Annotated in this window: 12 protein-coding genes; 7 read left to right on the plus strand and 5 right to left on the minus strand. The window is 45.4% G+C overall.

What is annotated here, in order from left to right; genetic code table 11:
- The first annotated feature begins 71 nt into the window (after positions 1-71).
- Positions 72-266, plus strand: a complete 195-nt coding sequence (locus NYE24_RS32560; RefSeq protein ID WP_036695653.1) for a YqzE family protein — start codon at positions 72-74, stop codon at positions 264-266.
- Between the two features lie 333 nt (positions 267-599).
- Here the strand turns inward: NYE24_RS32560 and NYE24_RS32565 are convergent, their stop codons facing one another.
- The 4 genes from NYE24_RS32565 to NYE24_RS32580 form a co-directional block, all read right to left on the minus strand.
- Entirely contained in the window at positions 600-1,676 is a 1,077-nt protein-coding gene (locus NYE24_RS32565) for a hypothetical protein (protein WP_051493597.1), read from the minus strand.
- Between the two features lie 152 nt (positions 1,677-1,828).
- On the minus strand, positions 1,829-2,899 hold the full coding sequence (locus tag NYE24_RS32570; RefSeq protein WP_342479337.1) for a YqhG family protein: 1,071 nt from the start codon (positions 2,897-2,899) through the stop codon (positions 1,829-1,831).
- Complete coding sequence (locus NYE24_RS32575) at positions 2,896-4,641, minus strand: SNF2-related protein (RefSeq protein ID WP_036695651.1); 1,746 nt, start codon at positions 4,639-4,641, stop codon at positions 2,896-2,898. Before NYE24_RS32575 ends, NYE24_RS32570 begins: the two co-directional genes overlap by 4 nt.
- 58 nt (positions 4,642-4,699) lie before the next feature.
- A complete protein-coding gene (locus NYE24_RS32580) occupies positions 4,700-4,876 on the minus strand; it encodes a hypothetical protein (RefSeq protein WP_342477617.1) in 177 nt (58 codons plus the stop codon).
- Between the two features lie 179 nt (positions 4,877-5,055).
- Here NYE24_RS32580 and NYE24_RS32585 point away from each other — a divergent pair, with 179 nt between their 5' ends.
- The gene (locus tag NYE24_RS32585; RefSeq protein WP_342477618.1) at positions 5,056-8,655 is read left to right on the plus strand and encodes an LAGLIDADG family homing endonuclease; all 3,600 of its coding nucleotides are present in this window, start codon (positions 5,056-5,058) and stop codon (positions 8,653-8,655) included.
- A 684-nt stretch (positions 8,656-9,339) separates the two neighbouring features.
- On the opposite strand, the gene NYE24_RS32590 is transcribed toward NYE24_RS32585, so the two are convergent.
- The gene (locus NYE24_RS32590) at positions 9,340-10,641 is read right to left on the minus strand and encodes an IS1380 family transposase (RefSeq protein ID WP_342477619.1); all 1,302 of its coding nucleotides are present in this window, start codon (positions 10,639-10,641) and stop codon (positions 9,340-9,342) included.
- A 345-nt stretch (positions 10,642-10,986) separates the two neighbouring features.
- Between NYE24_RS32590 and NYE24_RS32595 the strand changes: the two genes are divergently transcribed.
- The 5 genes from NYE24_RS32595 to NYE24_RS32615 all read left to right on the plus strand — a co-directional run bounded on the left by NYE24_RS32595 (position 10,987) and on the right by NYE24_RS32615 (position 18,107).
- The gene (locus NYE24_RS32595; RefSeq protein WP_342477620.1) at positions 10,987-12,999 is read left to right on the plus strand and encodes a CHAT domain-containing protein; all 2,013 of its coding nucleotides are present in this window, start codon (positions 10,987-10,989) and stop codon (positions 12,997-12,999) included.
- Positions 13,000-13,421: 422 nt separating this feature from the next.
- Positions 13,422-14,477: an N-acetyltransferase gene (locus NYE24_RS32600; protein ID WP_342477621.1), complete on the plus strand. Its 1,056-nt coding sequence runs from the start codon at positions 13,422-13,424 to the stop codon at positions 14,475-14,477.
- Entirely contained in the window at positions 14,455-14,835 is a 381-nt protein-coding gene (locus NYE24_RS32605) for an ASCH domain-containing protein (RefSeq protein WP_342477622.1), read from the plus strand. The genes NYE24_RS32600 and NYE24_RS32605 overlap by 23 nt, the downstream gene beginning before the upstream one ends.
- Before the next feature lie 27 nt (positions 14,836-14,862).
- Positions 14,863-17,112, plus strand: coding sequence for a P-loop NTPase fold protein (locus NYE24_RS32610; RefSeq protein ID WP_342477623.1), 2,250 nt, complete (start codon positions 14,863-14,865; stop codon positions 17,110-17,112).
- Positions 17,113-17,231: 119 nt separating this feature from the next.
- Positions 17,232-18,107 carry a DUF5677 domain-containing protein gene (locus NYE24_RS32615; RefSeq protein ID WP_342477624.1) on the plus strand — a complete coding sequence of 292 codons (876 nt, stop codon included), beginning with the start codon at positions 17,232-17,234 and terminating at the stop codon, positions 18,105-18,107.
- Positions 18,108-18,202: the final 95 nt, after the last annotated feature.

Genomic DNA, 18,202 nt, shown 5'->3' on the forward strand with positions numbered 1-18,202 from the left:
ATTGGAGCACACTATAAGTATAAGATTAAGGGGCGGGAACCCGCCAAGCACTCACCTGGGAGGTGTAAGAGATGGCATCCGGCGGAGATGATCTGGTGAAGTATATTACGGAAAAGGTAGTTGTCTACATTGAGAATCCGGGCGCTGTCCATGCCCGGCGGAAGGCAGAAAAGCAGCCGTGGGCGGAAAAATGGTTCGGCACGCTGCCGCTCGCTTGGTCTGTCTGGCGCAGCAAATGGAGCAGGGGCGGGGCAGGTAAGGAGTAGCGCTTCAACAGTGAGCGGGCGCTGTGTGGGCATGAGGTGCATAAATGCACCTGGATTCGTGGAAATCGAGCTCTTAGCGTGAATCAGGTGTATTAATGCCCCTGAATTCGGAAAAATAGGGCGTTGAGTGGAAAACAGGTGTATAAATGCACCTGAATCAGCAGAAATCGTGCGTTGAGTGTGAATCAGGTGTACAAATGCACCTGAATTCAGAGAAAGCGGAGGTTGAGTTAAATTCAGATGTATAAGCAAACAGCCTTCCCAAGTGGAGCCGTTCAGACGGCACCCGGGAAGGCTGTTTCAGTATGGAGCAGGAATTATGTCAGTACCAGTCTATCGGCTTGAACCGGGCAGAACAGCAGAGCCCAGCGTGGCTCCCCCGGGCAGCGGTACCGGCAGCTTGTGGAGGGTTCCGGCCTTCTGTAGGGCGCTAAGCGGGAGGTAACGAATGCCACCAGGACCCGAGGCAGCATAGACTACGGCTGCTTCGGTGCTCCCTTGGTCACGGGAAGCGCCTGGCTTCAGCCAGCTCTGGCTGCCTGTGATCATGAATGGCGCTCCCAGCGTGTCGTTGTGCCCCGGGGACTGGAAGGCGAGACTGCCCCGCTCCTGAAGCAGAGCGCTCAGGCTTGCTCCGTTCAGCGTCTTCAGCCCGGGTGCAGTCAGCCACAGGAGATCGGCATAAGGGTCATCCTCTCCGCCGCTACGTAGAGCGGGCTGGGGAGTGTGCGCCTGGCCCGGACCGGAGGACAGCATGGCAGAGGCTTCCGGTGCAGCATTAAGAATATGCTCAGCCTGGGTCTGACTCCAGGGCAGTGTCTCCAGGACAGCAGCATTCAGATACAGCGTTCTGTTCTCCGTAGTGATTCTCCAGACAGGCAGCATTGGAGCATAGAGCGCCGTAACCCCGATGGCACCTGAAGAATTAGAGGGTATCAGTCCTTGCTGCACCAGATACTGGCGCAGTTCAGTCATACTATAAGGGAGGCCATCGGTTCCAGCTCCGTATTCGCTAAGCAGATAGCCGCCCTGATCCGCAGCGGAGATAACGAGATAGCCGATCCGCTGACCGCTGTGCATCACATTGACCAGCCAGCTGCGCGTTCCCGGACCAAGAGGGTAGACCTCCGTGCCGGCATCCTTCCATTCCTTAAAAGGAGCATTCGCTGAGAGCTGATTAATCGTCTGCCGGGTGAAGGCCTGCAGCGTTTCCGGCGCTGGAATCGGCTTCATTTCAAGTCCCGGAAGAACCTCCTGCGTGACGGCCTGCGTCACGGTCGTCCGGCTGGCTTGTGACGCTAATGCCTGAGGAGAAGAGGCGCTCGCAGCCAGCAGAGTCAGTCCGAGAATCAGACAGAGGAGCAGGCGGCCGCGCCGCCGGGAGCTCTTCTGCCTTGCAGTGATATTCATAGGTTCAGTCACCTTTCCTGTTCTTGAGGGAATTTACGCTTCTTACTGTTCATTGTAGGGGACAAGCCCTGAAAAGGCTGTTGCTTGCTGTCGCGGCCAGCGGCGCGAGTTTCGCTGTTTTTTTGCCTGCTTTTAGCGGACCAGGTCGCATTCTATGTGCTGCGCAGATGAAACAATCCGTACGTTACGGCAGAAACTGCAATCTGCGGCTCATACTGCCACGAGGTCTCCTGGCGGCGGCGGTTATACTGCTCAAGGGTGGCTAGCCGCTTCTCTTCTTCCGGTTCCTTCAGCAGCTCCGCGTAGTAGATGTCCACGATGCTAAGCTCCAGCTCCAGCCGTGTGCGGGCTTCTTCCGCCCAGGTGTAATCCAGCAGTGCCAGCTTCGATGTCAGATATCCCTCCAGCCGGTCGGCCCCGTCCGTAATCCCCAGCTCGAACGGCTGGACATGAATGTTCTCCGGCAACCGTGGCGTCAGCTCCTTGCCGCTCAGCCGGGCCTCGAAGTCCGGGACGATCAGCCCGGAGGTTAAAGAGACTGCGATGAAATGCAGCTCCTCGCGCTTCAGGTCACAGGTCATCTCGACCTTGTAGCAGACCGCCAGCCACGGCTCGTAGGCGGCCGAGAACAAGGTCGTCCGCTGCCTAAGGCCAGGGTCCTCGAACAGCTGGAGGCACCGGCCTTCGTCCCGCGCCGCCGACCAGATCTGCCGCAGGCGCTTGCTGCCGTAGGTTACATCCTCGCGGCGGATCATCCCCGGTCCGAGTCGCGGCAGCACCGGAACGATGCCGAAGTACCGCGCTAGGATGCTGTCCTCCGGGGCAGCCGAGACCCCGGGCGGCAGCGCCGCTCCCGGCACCTGCGCTGTGCCGAGCGGCTCCGCAGCAGCTTCGGCATCCGCTGCGCCGGCCGGGCCCGGCGGTGCTCCCGCCCCTGCCGGGCGGCTGGCCCCGCCGCGCGGGCGGGCCGCTGGCGCAGCGGTCTGCGCGGCCAGTTCATCGTACTTCTGCGGGTCGAAGACGAAGCTGAAGCTCAGGGTCTCGGGATCTACGCCGGTGCGCTCCACGAAGCCCCAATAATAAGGGCGGTCCGTCAACATCCGGTCTGCGCGCGGGGAGAGCTTTACCGTCACATGCAGCGGAGAGGATTCGAGAATGGTGCATTCGGTCGCTTCCAGATAATCCATGACCTGCTTGCGCACTTCTGTAGGTGTCAGCATCAGTTAGGCACCCCGCTATCATCCAGCTTGGCGTGGGTCAGCTCGCTGAGCGAATCGCCGATCGTATCCAGCCCGCTGCGCAGCTCCTCGTCGCTGCCCGCTTCGAGAACGATTTTGTACAGGCTTTTCTCAAGCGAGCCTTTCTGCTCGAAGCGCTCCAGAATGACATCCAGCCCGCCGATGACCATCTCGAACATGTTGATTTTCTCATGCAGCAGGTGAAGGATATGCTCTTCAATCGTCCCTTCGGTGGAGAGGTTGTAGATGACCACATCATTCTCCTGACCGAGCCGGTGGACCCGGCCGATCCGCTGCTCGACCCGCATCGGGTTCCAGGGCAGATCGAAATTGATCATATGGTGGCAGAACTGCAGGTTAATCCCTTCGCCGCCGGCTTCGGTGGCAATCATCACCTGGGCGCGTCCGCGGAAGAGGTCCATCATCCAGTCTTTTTTGCCGCGGTTCATCCCGCCCGAATACGTCACACATTGCAGTCCATGCTCGCGGAAATACTGAAGCAGATACTCCTGCGTGGCGCGGTATTCGGTGAAGACGATCACCTTCTCATTCATTTGCTGGATTAACTCCATCGTCTTCTCCGCCTTGGTATTCGTCTTGACCGTACGGATCGTCTGGAGCAGCCCCATCATCCGCTCGCGCTTCGGAGAATCGGCCGGAAGCTTCTTAATCAGATTCACCAGCGTGACGAACACCGCATCCCGGCTGCTGCACACCTCACGCTGAAGCGTGACCAGGGAGAGCATACTGCTGAGATTGCCGCCCGCCTCCTGATACTGTTCTTTGACAAAAGCAGTCACGCCGTCATACAGCGCCTTCTCCTCTGCGGAGAGGGTGAGGGGGATATTGCGCACCTTGCGCTTGGTGAAATTCACCGGGCCTTCGCCCCGGCGGTTGCGGATCATGACCTTGGACAGCTCGCCCCGAAGCTTAACCTCATTCTTGGGCTGGCGCTTATCCACCACGAAATTGGTAGCAAAATCGCCCTGATTCCCAAGCTGGCCCGGCTTCAGCAGCGTGATCAGATTGAACAGCTCGCCGAGATCGTTCTGCACGGGGGTGGCGGTGAGCAGCAGGCAGTATTTTTTGCGGAGCTGCTGTACGAACAGATAATTCGTCGATTTCTTGTTCTTCAGCTTATGGGCTTCGTCGATAATCAGCATGTCATACTCCTGGCTAAGCAGCATTTCCTTATGCGGGTCACGCTTGGCTGTATCCATCGAGGCGACGACAATGTCATTGCCCCAGGAATAGGCTTTCTTTTGCGCTACGGCAGAGATTCCGAACTTCGTATTCAGCTCCCGCACCCATTGCAGGACAAGCGAGGCCGGCACCAGAATCAGAACCTTGCTCACCAGCCCGCGCACCAGATATTCCTTCAGCACGAGCCCCGCTTCGATGGTCTTGCCAAGTCCGACTTCATCAGCCAGAATCGCCCGTCCTGACATCTCGAACAGCACTTTGTGCGCCGTATCCAGCTGATGGGGAAGCGGAGACAGCCCGGACAGATGCTTCATACACTGCAGCTCATCGAAGCTGGTAACCAGGCCCGACTGCTCTCCCTGTACAGCAAGGCGGGATAAGCGCCAGTCGCCCCACGGTCCCCCTTTATCGAGTCTCGATTCCAGATCATGCAGCCAGTTACGCTCAAAAGATAGAGGAACAGGCAGCAGCGGCGCAGAAGTTACCTTCTCTTGGGGCAAGGAATTGCGGAATAATTGCGTCATGTTGCAGCCTCCTCCGTCGCAGTTTCATATCGAAATGCGTAGCAGTAGTATGCTCGTTTCAGAGAGATTTCATAACCTGTCTTTCTGCGGACAGTGCGATTAAGCGCTGAAAACTTTCAGTTCCGTTACCCTGCAAAAAAGCGAGAAAGAGGGAGGAAATCAGCCGTTCTTTTCCTGTTTTTCCGTTATTCCTGCCTGGGGCTGCTTTTTCAAAAAAGACCTCTATCCACAACATGTGGTATAGTTTAAAAGTTAACGCACACCATATATTGTTACAAAAGCATGAAATTTGACTGGTGTGCGGATTTTTTTCGGCTGTTTGTTATTGACAAAAGGAGCTTTCGCCGGACAAGCAGGCTGCGGCTGCCTTGCCGCCGGAAGCATGACCTATTACATCCCCGGGAGGTTTTGGTATTGAGTATAGTGGAACACAACAAGCGTCTAGAGGGTCTGAGCGAGAAAATATTCCTGGACCGTTACGCCTGGAAGGACGCGGACAGCAATAATGCCAAGGTAGGCGATGTGGTGCTTGTCCTGACCAAGGACGATCCGAAGTTCCCGACCAAGGAGGTCGGCGAGATTGTGGAGCGCACAGGCCGGATCGTTACGGTTCGAACCCGCAGCGGCGAGCTGGTGCAGTCGGATGTAGAGAAGCTGACGCTGAACATCGAGAAGACGCCGGAGGAGATGTGGGACCGTCTTGCGGCCGCGATGGCTTCTGTAGAGAAGACGCCCGAGCTTCAGGAGGAGTGGACAAGCCGGTTCCGTTCGATTCTGGATGACTGGAAGCTGGTTCCGGGCGGGCGGATTGCGGCAGGCGCAGGGGCAAGCGAGGAGCTTACATTGTTCAACTGCTATGTCATTCCTTCTCCAAAAGACAGCCGGGGCGGCATCATGGAGACCCTCTCCGAGATGACCGAGATTATGGCCCGCGGCGGCGGGGTAGGCATCAATCTGTCCTCGCTGCGCCCGCGCCGCGCTATTGTCCGTGGGGTGAACGGTTCCTCTAGCGGCTCTGTGTCCTGGGGCGGCCTCTTCAGCTATACCACCGGACTGATTGAACAAGGCGGCAGCCGCCGCGGCGCGCTGATGCTGATGATCAACGACTGGCATCCGGATGTGCTGGATTTCATTACCGTGAAGCAGACCATGGGCCAGGTGACGAACGCCAACCTGTCGGTATGCGTAAGTAATAGCTTCATGAAGGCTGTGAAGGAGGATCTGGATTGGGAGCTGGTCTTCCCCGACACGACTGACCCGGATTACGACACCCTGTGGGACGGCGATCTCGATAAATGGAAGGCGGATAACCGCCGCGTCATTCCTTACCGTACTGTCAGAGCACGCGATATCTGGCAGACGATTATCGAATCGGCCTGGAAATCTGCAGAGCCGGGCGTTGTTTTCATGGAGTATTATAATCAGATGTCTAATAGCTGGTATTTCAATCCAATCATTTGTACCAATCCGTGCTTCCACCCGGATACCCGCATTGCAACGGAATACGGACTCTTAACCATTGAAGAGTTATATAAGAAGGTCGGAACGGAATCCTTTCTGGTGGGAACCGATTTGAGATTAGTGGAGCAAGCCAAAGTGGTCGGCGGCAGAAGCTATGAAATTCCAGGTCTGCAGATGAGACGCGCTACAGTCTTCCCGACCGGGACGAGAGAAACCTTGAAGATCTCGCTGCAAAATGGTGTTGAGCTGTCAGTAACGCCTGAGCACCGCCTATTTACCGACTCCGGCTGGAAAGAGGCCCGGAACCTGAGTGCTGAAGATAGTGTATATTTGCAGTCTGGTGAGGGTGGATTTGCGGCTGAGGATCAGCTTGGTGAGGGTTGGGTCAAAGAAGAGCTGGAGAAACTCCGAGTTAAGGCGGTTAGAGCCGGTGAGAAAGAGGTTCCGGCTGCGCTGTATACCGCTTCACGGGAGACTGTTGTAGCGTTCCTGCAAGGATTATTCTCGGCAGACGGAACGGTATACGACCGTGACGAAATGCACCGTACCGTCCGGCTGACATCAGCTTCGAAGAAGCTGCTTCATGGCGTTCAATTGCTGCTGCTTAATTTCGGAATTAACAGCTCCATCTATAATCGTGAGAAGAAGAATCCGGCAGTATTTACGTATACAACTATCGCGGGTGAGGAACGCAGCTATGAAAGCGGGGCATTCTATGAACTTGACTTAAGCGGCAATAACATCCTGGAATTCAAGAATAAGATCGGCTTCAAGCTTCTTACCAGAAAACAAGAGGCGCTGGAGCGCATTGCCAGACCATCCCGCAAAAATGAAAAGTTTATCTCCAAGGTCGTTGGTATCGAAGCAGGCGAGGTTGTGACGGTATACGATATTACCGAGCCTGTAACGCACTCGCTGATCGCTGGTGGTGTTGTGGCTCATAACTGCGGTGAACAGGGCCTGCCCGGCTGGGGCGTGTGCAACCTGTCCGCCGTCAATCTCTCCAAGTTCTACGATGCCGAGAAGCATGAAGTGGACTGGGCAGATCTGGCGAGAACCACCCGGTATTCGGTTCGCTTCCTGGATAATGTCATCGACAAGACACCGTATCATTTCCCGGAAAATGAAGCGAACCAGAAGCTCGAACGCCGCGTAGGCCTCGGCACCATGGGACTGGCGGAGCTGATGATTAAGCTGAATATCCGCTACGGCAGCCCTGAGTCACTGGAATTCTTAGACAAGCTCTACGGCTTCATGGCCCGCGAGGCCTATCTGGCTTCGGCTGAGATTGCAGGAGAGAAGGGCTCGTTCCAGGCCTTTGACACCGACAAATATTTGCAGAGCGGCTTTATGCGGAATATTACTGAGGTCTACCCGGAGGTCAGCGAATCGATCCGTAAGCATGGCATGCGCAACGTGACTGTAATCACCCAGGCTCCTACAGGCAGTACCGGAACTATGGTGGGTACATCTACAGGCATCGAGCCATACTTCGCCTTCAAATATTTCCGCCAGAGCCGTCTTGGTTATGACGAGCAGTTCGTGCCGATCGCCCAGGAATGGCTGGAAGCCCATCCGGGAGAGGAACTACCAGAATACTTCGTCACTTCGATGGACCTGTCCGCCAAGGATCATATCCGCGCTCAGGCTGCTATTCAGCGCTGGGTGGACAGTTCGATCTCCAAGACCGCGAACTGTCCGTCCGACTTCACCGTGGAAGAGACCGCCGAACTGTATGAAATGGCCTTCGATCTGGGCTGCAAAGGCGTGACCATCTACCGTGACGGCAGCCGTGACGTACAGGTGCTGGAAACGGCGAAGAAGGAAGATAAGAAGGATGCTGCGGCAGAAGTGAAGTCAGTGGAGGCCAAGGAAACAGAACCGGCTGCTACGATTAATGTCACTGCAAAGCCAATGACTATGGAAGCTGCTCCAGGTCTACAGCCGGCGGCCAGCGGAGTAGACAAACAATACAAGAAGCGTCCGCAGGTGCTGCGCGGCGCTACCTATAAGATCAATACACCGTTCGGCATGGCCTATATTACGATCAACGATCTTGACGGCATCCCGGCCGAAATCTTCCTGAACGTCGGCAAGGCCGGCTCTGATGTCTTCGCCATGGCGGAAGCCCTGGGCCGCGTCTGCTCGCTGTTCCTGCGCTACGGTGACCACGGCGAGAAGGTCGGCCTGCTGATCAAGCACCTCAAGGGCATCGGCGGCTCCGGCGCCATCGGCTTCGGCGCGAACCGCGTCGAGTCTATCGCCGACGCAGTAGCCAAAGCCCTAGAGACCCATGTGCTCAACAACGCCCATGACGACCATATCCCGGCACCCATCGCCGCCACGCTGGAGCTTGATTTCAACGAGGCGCTCAGCGCTGAGCTGAAAACTACTGTTCCTGCGGCAGCTAGCAACGACAGTCACGGCGGTCACGACAATCACAGCCACGCTACAGCATCGCGGGATCTTTGCCCTTCCTGCGGCAGTGCCTCGCTGATTAATATTGAGGGATGCAAGACTTGCGGGAATTGTGGGTATAGCCGGTGTGGGTGAAGGTTAAAAAAAGAAGTAATAAAAATTAAAATTTTGATGGATCAAAGAAGCAGCAAAAATGACTACAAGTGATGATAATAGTGGCTCACAGAATGCGCTAATTTTAAAACCATTCAATATCTGAATTAATATGCGAAATATTGTATGTTTTATTTTTTCGTTACCCCCAAATAAGAATTTGGATTGTCAGAGCCTGAACCTTTAATGGTTCAGGCTGCTTTTTTAGAAAAACGCTCACAGACGGCCTGAAATGAAATCCCCTTTTGGGCGGATTCGTAGACAAATAGATGAGTCCAAGTTAAGAGAATCCACAACCAGATAAGGCTTTGGCCGAACGTACCTGATAGGTGCCGAAGCCTATATTGTTCTTGGATTGTCGAAAGAAAATCTCAATGGGCCAGCGCTTGGTATAGTAGGTTGCAATCATTTCGGTTTTCAATGCAACATCCTCAACATCCGTGCAACAAAAGGGCGCATCCAGAAGCTCAGAAAATAATGGACTTATATAATTCTGAATTTCGAAAGTGCGTAGTAGCAAAGAAGCCAAAGATTATCCGCCCGAAAAACCTGTAAAAATCAGGGTGTACTAACAGGGGGGATATTCCAAAATGGCGGTTCTGCGTACAGATTCCCCCACCCCAGGTGACCGGGCATTTGAATTTCCATGTTAAATTCTAGAAGGCTTCATTCGAGCTGGGCGATTCGAGATTCTATTCGTCTCCAGGCGTGGCGATTTGCAAATTCCTTCGTCAGTTTGAGTACGGTGGTTCGACTATGACTCACCAGCGTCGCCGCACATTGAAAGAATTCCAGACGAAACCTTGCCACCGTATAACCGAAATGAATGGGTTCGCAGCACTCTCGTTTGAAGCGTTCATACAGGTTATACGCCAGCAATTTGATGAGGAGGTCGATTTCATTGGCTTCGAAGGAGCCGGTTGCAATCTTGTCGATGGAAAATCCACGCTTGGCTTCCTTGATGTAGTTTTCCATGCAGCAGCACTGGTTGTAAAACCGCCACAAATCGATGGATTCCCAGTCTAAATTGGTAACGATGGCTTCGTACTCCCAGTCGGTATCCAGGAGGAGACACGTTTGGTCGTCTTGGATGACCTTCGCTTTGCGGATAACGGCGACCCGTCTGGATATTTTCCAAGAAGTCGCAGGATACCAAAGAGTGATCCCTTCAATGATCCAATCTTCGTCGACGTAGCGTGTCCAGTACGGGCAGGCAGCGACTTCTGCGGCCAGTCGCTTCGTCCACTTGATCTTGCCCACATAGCCAATCTGCCGCTCTTCCCAGAGCGAATAAAAGTCTTCGCCGCCAAAGCCTTTGTCAAACCGGGCGTATTGGACCGGGTGCGGGCCCAAGAGGCCAAAGGTCTCTTCCAGAAAAACAGACGCCTCTGTGGAGGAGTGAACGTTTCCGGCGCGTAACACTGCATTCAGGCAAACGTGGGATTGTCCCTCAAAAGCCAGCAAGGGATGGTAGCTTTTGCGCCCCGGCTTATGGGCGTTTACCCCTTTGGCAGCCTTGGCCTGATTCCCATAGACGGTCTCCACGGTGGAATCCAAATCCAGAATGAGTGTGGAGGGCAGAACGGGCCGAATCACTTCGAGGTTCACGAGCCGAAGTTGCGTCTGTATGTGGGGATTCATTTTGGCCAGTCGAGCCAGTTCCTTGTACAGCAAGGAGTGGTGCGGACAGCGTCCGCCGAGAAAACGCTGAAGCAGGGAGTCCTTTTGCCATCTCCGAAAGTGAAACAGACGCTCATAGCCCAAGACCCAGCCGACGATGAGATACAGTAGAATGTGGTGCATGGAGAACCGCGCATTGCGGGCTTTGTCTCCGGATACGGTGTGCAGCACCTGGCGCAGTTTGATTTTTTCAAGATAATTCAGGAAGATCTTGCTTCCTCCAATACTTGTCGACTGGGTCAGGGAAAATTCGGTCTTGATTTTAGAAATAGATGTGGTAGACTTCACCTAAAAGGTGCTCCTCTCTTTGGGTGATGTTGTTCGGACAAACACCATTCTACCAAAGGTTTGAGCCCTTTTTTTGTTTTTATAGAAGATTACTTTCGAAATTCAGGATAATATTACATTAAATCTCATGATGAGTTAAAAATTAATTAAAGGAAAAATCAACATTATTAAATGATGAATGATGATCAGAGCCAATTTGAATTTTCAGGTTTCTAAAGGTAGACCATACTTCCGCTATTGCCGATTTTTGTCTGCTTCAGCTTGACTATATATTTTTAGTTTTTTTGAGGTTTTGCAGTTAGGTTTAGTTCTAAATAATTCTAATAGATAAGGTGGGATTAAAAAATGGAGATAAAAGATATCCTTTTTTACTATGTTATTATTTTCGATGAAAATAAAGAAAGAACACTAAAAGAATCAAAACATCTACATCATCCCTTACTCGGAGACATTGCGGCTGCACTAACTTATTGTTTACATTTACCTAGAACTGGTTTTGATTTAATAGAGACACCTGAAGCACTATTTCTTGAGGGAGGATCACCATTACAGCATGAAATATACCTAATTTCTTCGAATCCAACACAGAAAGAAATGGATCAGTTGAGTTTTATTAGACCAACTCTTTACATAATAGAATCCTCTTCATATGAAGCTGGTTCTGCAATAAATCATGAATACCCGTCAATTTTAGGTTGTGTCAGAATTGATGGACTATCTGAGGAGCTTTTGTATGATCAATGGAATAAACTGAGTAATGAAGTTGTAAGTCTTATTCCTCAGGCAACTAAACTTAACTATATAACACATCTCTTTGGAAAGGATCAAATTTCAGCTTTACCAAATTTATTTTTAACTAATCAGCTATCTAATTCAGTGCAATTAGTGGAAACTTTGAATGAAAATCATTATTCCTTCGAAATTAGAGCCCAAATTATGCGATATGAAAAAGCTAAGTTTATGCTTTATTATGATCTCGGGAAAAATCTTGACGATTTACCAAATGAGCGAATTGATGATGCGATTCCTAAGATAGCTGCCAGCATTGGTTATCCTTTAGTACTAACTTTACCAGGAGGTCCTAACAAGCGTTTGAGTTATGGTTCAATATCAAAATCTATATCAGAAGAGGAGGATGATCTCATAAATTTTTTTGGGGTACATTCTGCAATTGCTGAACAGGGAGTTTGGCTTAAGGGCAAACGCATTGATGAAAGCATATTCATTCTATTATCTATGCTTGAAAGTCATTTCCATTCAAATGAGAAAAATTATAGATTCATTAGAAGAGCGATGGAACGCTTTGGGAAAGTTCTTATTGAAGCAATAGGAACTGATAAACTTAAAGAGTACATTGCTGATAGTTCTAAAATCATTGCTTTTACCGACTTTCCAATAGGGTTAGCAATACTTCCTGGTTATAGTGACCCACTCTGTTGTATGGTGCCTATTTCGTATCGTCCTTTAACTCCGCTTACTACTACGTTCCAGAGAAGTCTTGTAAGAGTAAACGAATACTATATCGGTTCTAAAAGTGGATTTAATATATTAATAATAGAGTGTTTATCTAGAGAGGATGGAATTCGAAAAATAGCTGATTTAGGATGGAACGTGGTTTGTGTGGAGCTGGAAAAAAACCCTCTAATAAATGTACAGTATAGGGAATGCAAAAATATCGAACAATTAAATGAAGTTTTAAGTAAATCTTCACGCATAGATATTTTGGTGATTTCTGCACATGGCACATATGGCGCTAAAGGTGTTGCAGGTCTATCAGTAGGAGGTGAATTTTGGATGCCAATGCCCTCTCAAGAGATCCCACCCATTGTAATTCTTAGCGCATGTCATGTTTCACCGAAAGGCCAAGGTGAATATACTGTTACAGATGCTTTTCTTCAAGCCGGTGCAATTGCAGTATTAGGAACATTAATTCCGGTTAATGTGAAACATAATGCAATACTTACACAAAGATTTTTTCAGTTTATTGTAGAAACATTGCAAGGGCACCACGAATGTTACGACCTTGCAGATGCATGGAAAAGAGTAGTGGCAATGAATGCAATGACAGAAATTGTGAGTACGACGAAAGAACTAGAAGCATGGGCATTGAAAGATAGGGGAAATGTAGGAACCGTATACGAAGAATATTTTAAGAGAATTCAGCAAAATCCAATCTTTCCTGGTCAAATTTATAGTAAAACAATAGAGATACTCAAAGATATCGCTTCTAATGATGGAATGTCTAAATATTTAGAAAATGTACTAGAGCTAAAAGGTTACGTATCGGAATCTTTCTTTTATATTTTTAGCGGATTTCCAGAGAAAATACTTCTAAAAAGCAAGAAATTGAAAAAATAATATAAACAATAGGGTAGAATTGAGTAAAATTTTGAGATTCTTAAAATCAACAATAGTAGCAATAATTAATTGGAATTGTAACGTAATTATTTGGGTTTACATTCAATAATTAAACAAAATTTGAATATTTAAGTATCATTAGTTGTTAACTAATATGTAACAACATAAGCCCAAACCCTTGATGGTTTGGGCTTATTGTAATACTGATTATCAATTCAAATTCCATTTTACCTATAACATTGATATCAATAATCAGAACGTTAGTTCTTATTTTGTGTGTTTAGTGGTATACTGAGATTGTGTATCGTAGAAAGATGTTTCAATATATTACTTTTAAAACTCAATGACGACTAAAAGAGACAACATTCGACGCGTACTGTCTGGTATTATTGGACTATATTACCATACTTGGAGGCGTTGTTATGGATGGAGTTATAGAATATAAAAAGTTCAATCAAATTAACTTAAACGATCTTTTCTTTGAAACGCTAAAGGAGGACTATCCTGGTTTTGAACAATGGTTTAAGAAGAAGGGGAATGAAATAGCTCAAGTATTTTATAATGAGTCAGACAATTTAGAAGCCTTCCTATATATGAAAACTGAATTAGGTCCAATTAATGATGTTCAACCTATACTGGATGGCGGGTTGTGGCTGAAAGTCGGAACTATGAAAGTTAATCCGCACGGGACAAGACTCGGAGAGCGGTTCATTAAAAAAATCCTCGATTATGCCATTGTTGAAGACATCAGAAATATTTATGTTACTGTTTTTGAAAAACATCGAAAATTAGTAGAAACTTTTATAAAATATGGTTTTATAGAAAGCGGGACAAAGTCATCTTCTGCAGGTGAAGAATTAGTATTAACTAAAAATTTAAAAAACACCGTGAATAACACTCTATTAGATTATCCTCTGTTGACATCAAGAAATAAAACTAAACATTTGTTAGCTATAAAACCCCAATACCATACCAACTTATTTCCTGATTCTATTTTGAATAATGAAAACTTTGATATCATCTCAGATGTTTCCCACACAAATAGCATACATAAGGTATATCTCTCATCAATGTCGGGATTAGCTTCTGTTAAACAGGGAGATCTGTTAGTAATATATAGGACCAAAACTGAAAATACGGTGGCTTGGTATACGTCTGTTGCAACTTCAATTTGTGTAATTGAAGAAGTTAAAAGCCCCCGTGAATTTTCAAATTTGGAATCATATATGAAGTATTGTAGAAGTTACTCTGTTTTAACAGATTCAGAATTATTAGAGTACTGGTATAAAAAAGGGCGTGTTTATATTATCAAAATGACATATAATATTGCATTTAGAAAAAGGTTAACTAGAAAAAGATTAGTTGAAGAAGTTGGTTTAAACGAAAAGGATTATTGGGGTTGTATAACTCTTTCTGATCAAGAGTTTGAAAAAATACTAAAGTTAGGTGATGTTTATGAAAGTCTTGTTATCGATTAAACCTGAATATGTAGAAAAAATATTTAGCGGAGAAAAAAAATACGAATATCGTAAAGTCCTTTTTAAAAAGGACGTAGATACGATTGTTGTATACTCAACGATGCCTGAAGGGTTGATTGTTGGAGAGTTTAAAATTGACTCTATCTTATTTAATAGTCCAGAAATGATATGGAGTGAAACAAAAGAGTATGCTGGCGTCAGTGATTTATTCTTTAAAGAATATTTTGCAAATAGACAAGAAGGATATGCAATTAAAATAACTGAGGCAGTAAAATATGATAAGCCAATTGATCCTAGGTTGGAGTATAATACCTTCCATCCCCCTCAATCATTTTGTTATATATCTGAGGAAGTATAGTTCACTAGTAAAGGGGGTATCAAAAAAATGTTTTTACAGGATAGACCTATAATCAAACCAGATGAGGACCTACTGGTCAGAAAAGGCTTCGCAGAACATTTGGCGAATTCTATTCGAGAATGGGATGGACAGGACAGTCTTGTTATCTCATTAGACGGAGAATGGGGTTCAGGAAAAAGTTCGGTTATAAATATGGCAGTACACTATTTAAGGTTACAGACTGAAAGTACTCCTTTTATTTTTGAATATAACCCTTGGGCATTTTCTGATACAGGTAGCATTACGGGAAGTTTCTTTAATGAATTGGCGAAAGAAACACAGTTGAAGGATACTGGGGAACAGGATAAAGAACTAGCTGAAAAACTACAGGCTTACGCTGTATTACTTGGCGGGACTCCTGAGAAATCTACACTTAAAGATTTGTTTGAGAAAATAATACCAATACTATCATTGGCGGGAATCTCACTAGGAACTTTTCCATTCATTACTTCTCAATGGGGAAAGTTAGCCAGCCTTATGTTCGGCTTTGTTTTTCTTGCTATTCAAGTTATTAAAGATACCCTACTTAAAGGGTCATCATATTTTGAAGCTCGTTCAAAAATCAATGAAAAACCTTTGAATAAACTAAAACAAGAAATCAAAGATAAATTATTAAAGAATAGTAAAAAACTTATTATTATTATCGATGATATAGATCGACTATCGCAAAGTGAAATAAAAAGTCTAATGAAGGTTATTAGAGTGAATGCCGATTTTCCGAATACCATATATATGCTTGCAATGGATCGAGACATTGTTGAAAAAAATTTGAATGATGAGCATGGTTTCTCAGGTAAGAATTACATGGATAAAATTGTTCAGATTAATTTTAATATGCCTCAAGTCAGACAAAGCCGGCTGCACAAAACACTTTTTTTAGAGATGGATCGTATCTTTGCTCATATTCCGAATGAAGAAAAAGGTAAGTACTTTGGCGAAAATAATTATAATTGGTCTATTCTTTATAATAGTGGTTTCAAAGGTCTATTTAAAACGATTAGGGATATTAAACGATATTTAAGTAGCTTCCAATTCAATCTTACATTACTCTATAAAGATAATACCCTTGAAGTTAATTTAGTTGATTTTATTGGAATTGAAGCAATAAGAGTTTTTGCTCCGAAGTTCTACGACTTTATTAAATTCAACAAGGAGTTATTTACGAGTACTAACAATTCAAGAATGCTTTCTTCTTATGATGATTCTGAAAGACAAAGATTACTTAAGGCTGAATTTTCTACAATAGATCTTCATTATAGAAAAAACATTGAAGACATAACGATATTCCTGTTTCCACAATTGAAAAATATTTTAGAAAGAGGTTCCTTATCATATGGACCAGAATGGCAGTCGAAATGGGCTAAAGAGTTAAAGGTGTGTTCTTCTAGACATTTTGAATCCTTCTTTGCTTTTATTCCTGGTGGAGACGAAGAAGAAATTAGTACTTATGAAATGAAAAAAATCTTAAATGCAAGTCAAAATCTTATTGAATTTGAACTGATTTTAAATTTGTATACAACTAACGGTAAAATACGAAAAGTGTTACGGGATATGCAAAATTATACGGATAGCTTTGATGATATACCAGCTGAAAATACTGTTATAATAATTTTGGCTCTTTTTAACATATCAGATGGACTTCCTCAGGTCCAGGATAGTGTTTTAGATTTTAAACCGGATATGAATGTTTCCAGAATCATACATCAATTGTTTGAAAGACAAAAAGAGAGGCAAGAACATAATTTTGAGATTCTTAAATCAACAATAATAGGTTCAAAAACATTGTATGCACCTGTTAAATATATTTCATTATTATCACCAACTGAAAATACTAGCATTAATCATGAAAGGATTTTTGATTCTAGCTATATTCAGTCTCTTCAAAAATTGTGTGTAAAGAAGATATCGGAATATGATGAAAACAGTAAATTACTAAATGAGGTTAAGTTAGAGTATATATTATATCGTTGGAAAGAGTGGGATACTGAACAAAGTTGGGTGAGTTTTATAAATAAAACAGTAAGTAACATCTCCACCCTGGTTCATTTTACCAAGCGTTTTTATCGTACAATAGGAAGTCTTAATCAATTAGACGTTACTTCACTTTCAAAGTTTATTGAGCTTGAATCTGTATTTTCCAAGCTTAACGCAGAAAAGCAACAGGACACATTGGAATATAGAGAAAACTTATTCGATATTGAATTTATAATGAAGGAGATAGAAGATCAGAGAGTCTAGATTGATAAACGCGTACTATTGAGCCTGCGCAAAGCGCAGGTTTTTTTCTACTAAATTATTATGAATATAATTTTTGCTATATAATGAAGATTAGTTAGTTTTAAGAGAGGGGGGCCATCTTGAATATTGAGAAAAATTTAAAGGGCCTTGATGATGAAATCGAAATGTACGTTTGTTTACATGATGGTAAGTTTGCAGAGTGGATGGATAAAAAAGAAAAAGGTATGGATGAATTTCTTTATTTAATGAAAAAGTATTATTTTTTCTTAACTTACACAGTTGATAAACAATACCTTTCAAATACGCATAAAAGTACTAAGATGCTTTATTCAAAAGCTGCTACTGATCTATTAGCCATTTATAACTGCTTGAATTCAGGATGCCTCCATCAGGCGTATACTATACTTAGAACTTTGTTAGAAACAACTGCTCACACAATATTTATTTATCAAAAGCCTGAGATTAGACTGAATTTATATTATAACTATCGTTTCATAGTGATGTATCATAACTTTACAAATGATAAACATTCTGGTTTTCAGGAAGTGAAAGAAGAATATACAAAGTATCAGCAAAACTATTCAAAAAATAAAGAATGGTATGATAAAGAACTTCGGGCAGAAATATATTCTAATCCTAAATTCATTGGATTACGTGATGATAAGATGAGTTTTAAGAAGCTTTGTATTGTTGCTAATATGAAACGTGAATATCAATCAGTTTATAGTGGATTGTCACACTCAACTCACAGCACTTCTCTTTTGGATCATTTATTCTTATCAAATTCGGAAAGTTATTCAACAACTCCAATTTTTAAAAATAATGAGTCTATGACTGCTATTTGTTTAACAATTGGATTCATTGATGATATATATAAAGAAATAGTAGCTCATTGTAATCATTCTGAGTCAACATTATTAATTCATTACTCAAATCGGTTGTTACATGATAGTTATAGCCTTATTAAAAAATATAGGACGAGTTTCCCTTTTTAATAGAAATATTGGTGTGAGTAGATAATAATCCGACATGGTGGATACAAAATAACAACTAAACCACAGCAGCATGTTTTATAATTTTGCTGTGTTTA

The organism is Paenibacillus sp. FSL H7-0350, from assembly GCF_038593195.1.
In the GTDB taxonomy this organism is placed as follows: domain Bacteria; phylum Bacillota; class Bacilli; order Paenibacillales; family Paenibacillaceae; genus Paenibacillus_AQ.

What these genes read in the sequence shown, in the direction of transcription:
- NYE24_RS32560 (WP_036695653.1), top strand. Translation starts at nt 72, where the DNA reads ATGGCATCCGGCGGAGATGATCTGGTGAAGTATATTACGGAAAAGGTA.
- NYE24_RS32565 (WP_051493597.1), bottom strand. Translation starts at nt 1,676, where the DNA reads ATGAATATCACTGCAAGGCAGAAGAGCTCCCGGCGGCGCGGCCGCCTG.
- NYE24_RS32575 (WP_036695651.1), bottom strand. Translation starts at nt 4,641, where the DNA reads ATGACGCAATTATTCCGCAATTCCTTGCCCCAAGAGAAGGTAACTTCT.
- NYE24_RS32580 (WP_342477617.1), bottom strand. Translation starts at nt 4,876, where the DNA reads ATGTTGTGGATAGAGGTCTTTTTTGAAAAAGCAGCCCCAGGCAGGAAT.
- NYE24_RS32595 (WP_342477620.1), top strand. Translation starts at nt 10,987, where the DNA reads ATGGAGATAAAAGATATCCTTTTTTACTATGTTATTATTTTCGATGAA.
- NYE24_RS32600 (WP_342477621.1), top strand. Translation starts at nt 13,422, where the DNA reads ATGGATGGAGTTATAGAATATAAAAAGTTCAATCAAATTAACTTAAAC.
- NYE24_RS32605 (WP_342477622.1), top strand. Translation starts at nt 14,455, where the DNA reads ATGAAAGTCTTGTTATCGATTAAACCTGAATATGTAGAAAAAATATTT.
- NYE24_RS32610 (WP_342477623.1), top strand. Translation starts at nt 14,863, where the DNA reads ATGTTTTTACAGGATAGACCTATAATCAAACCAGATGAGGACCTACTG.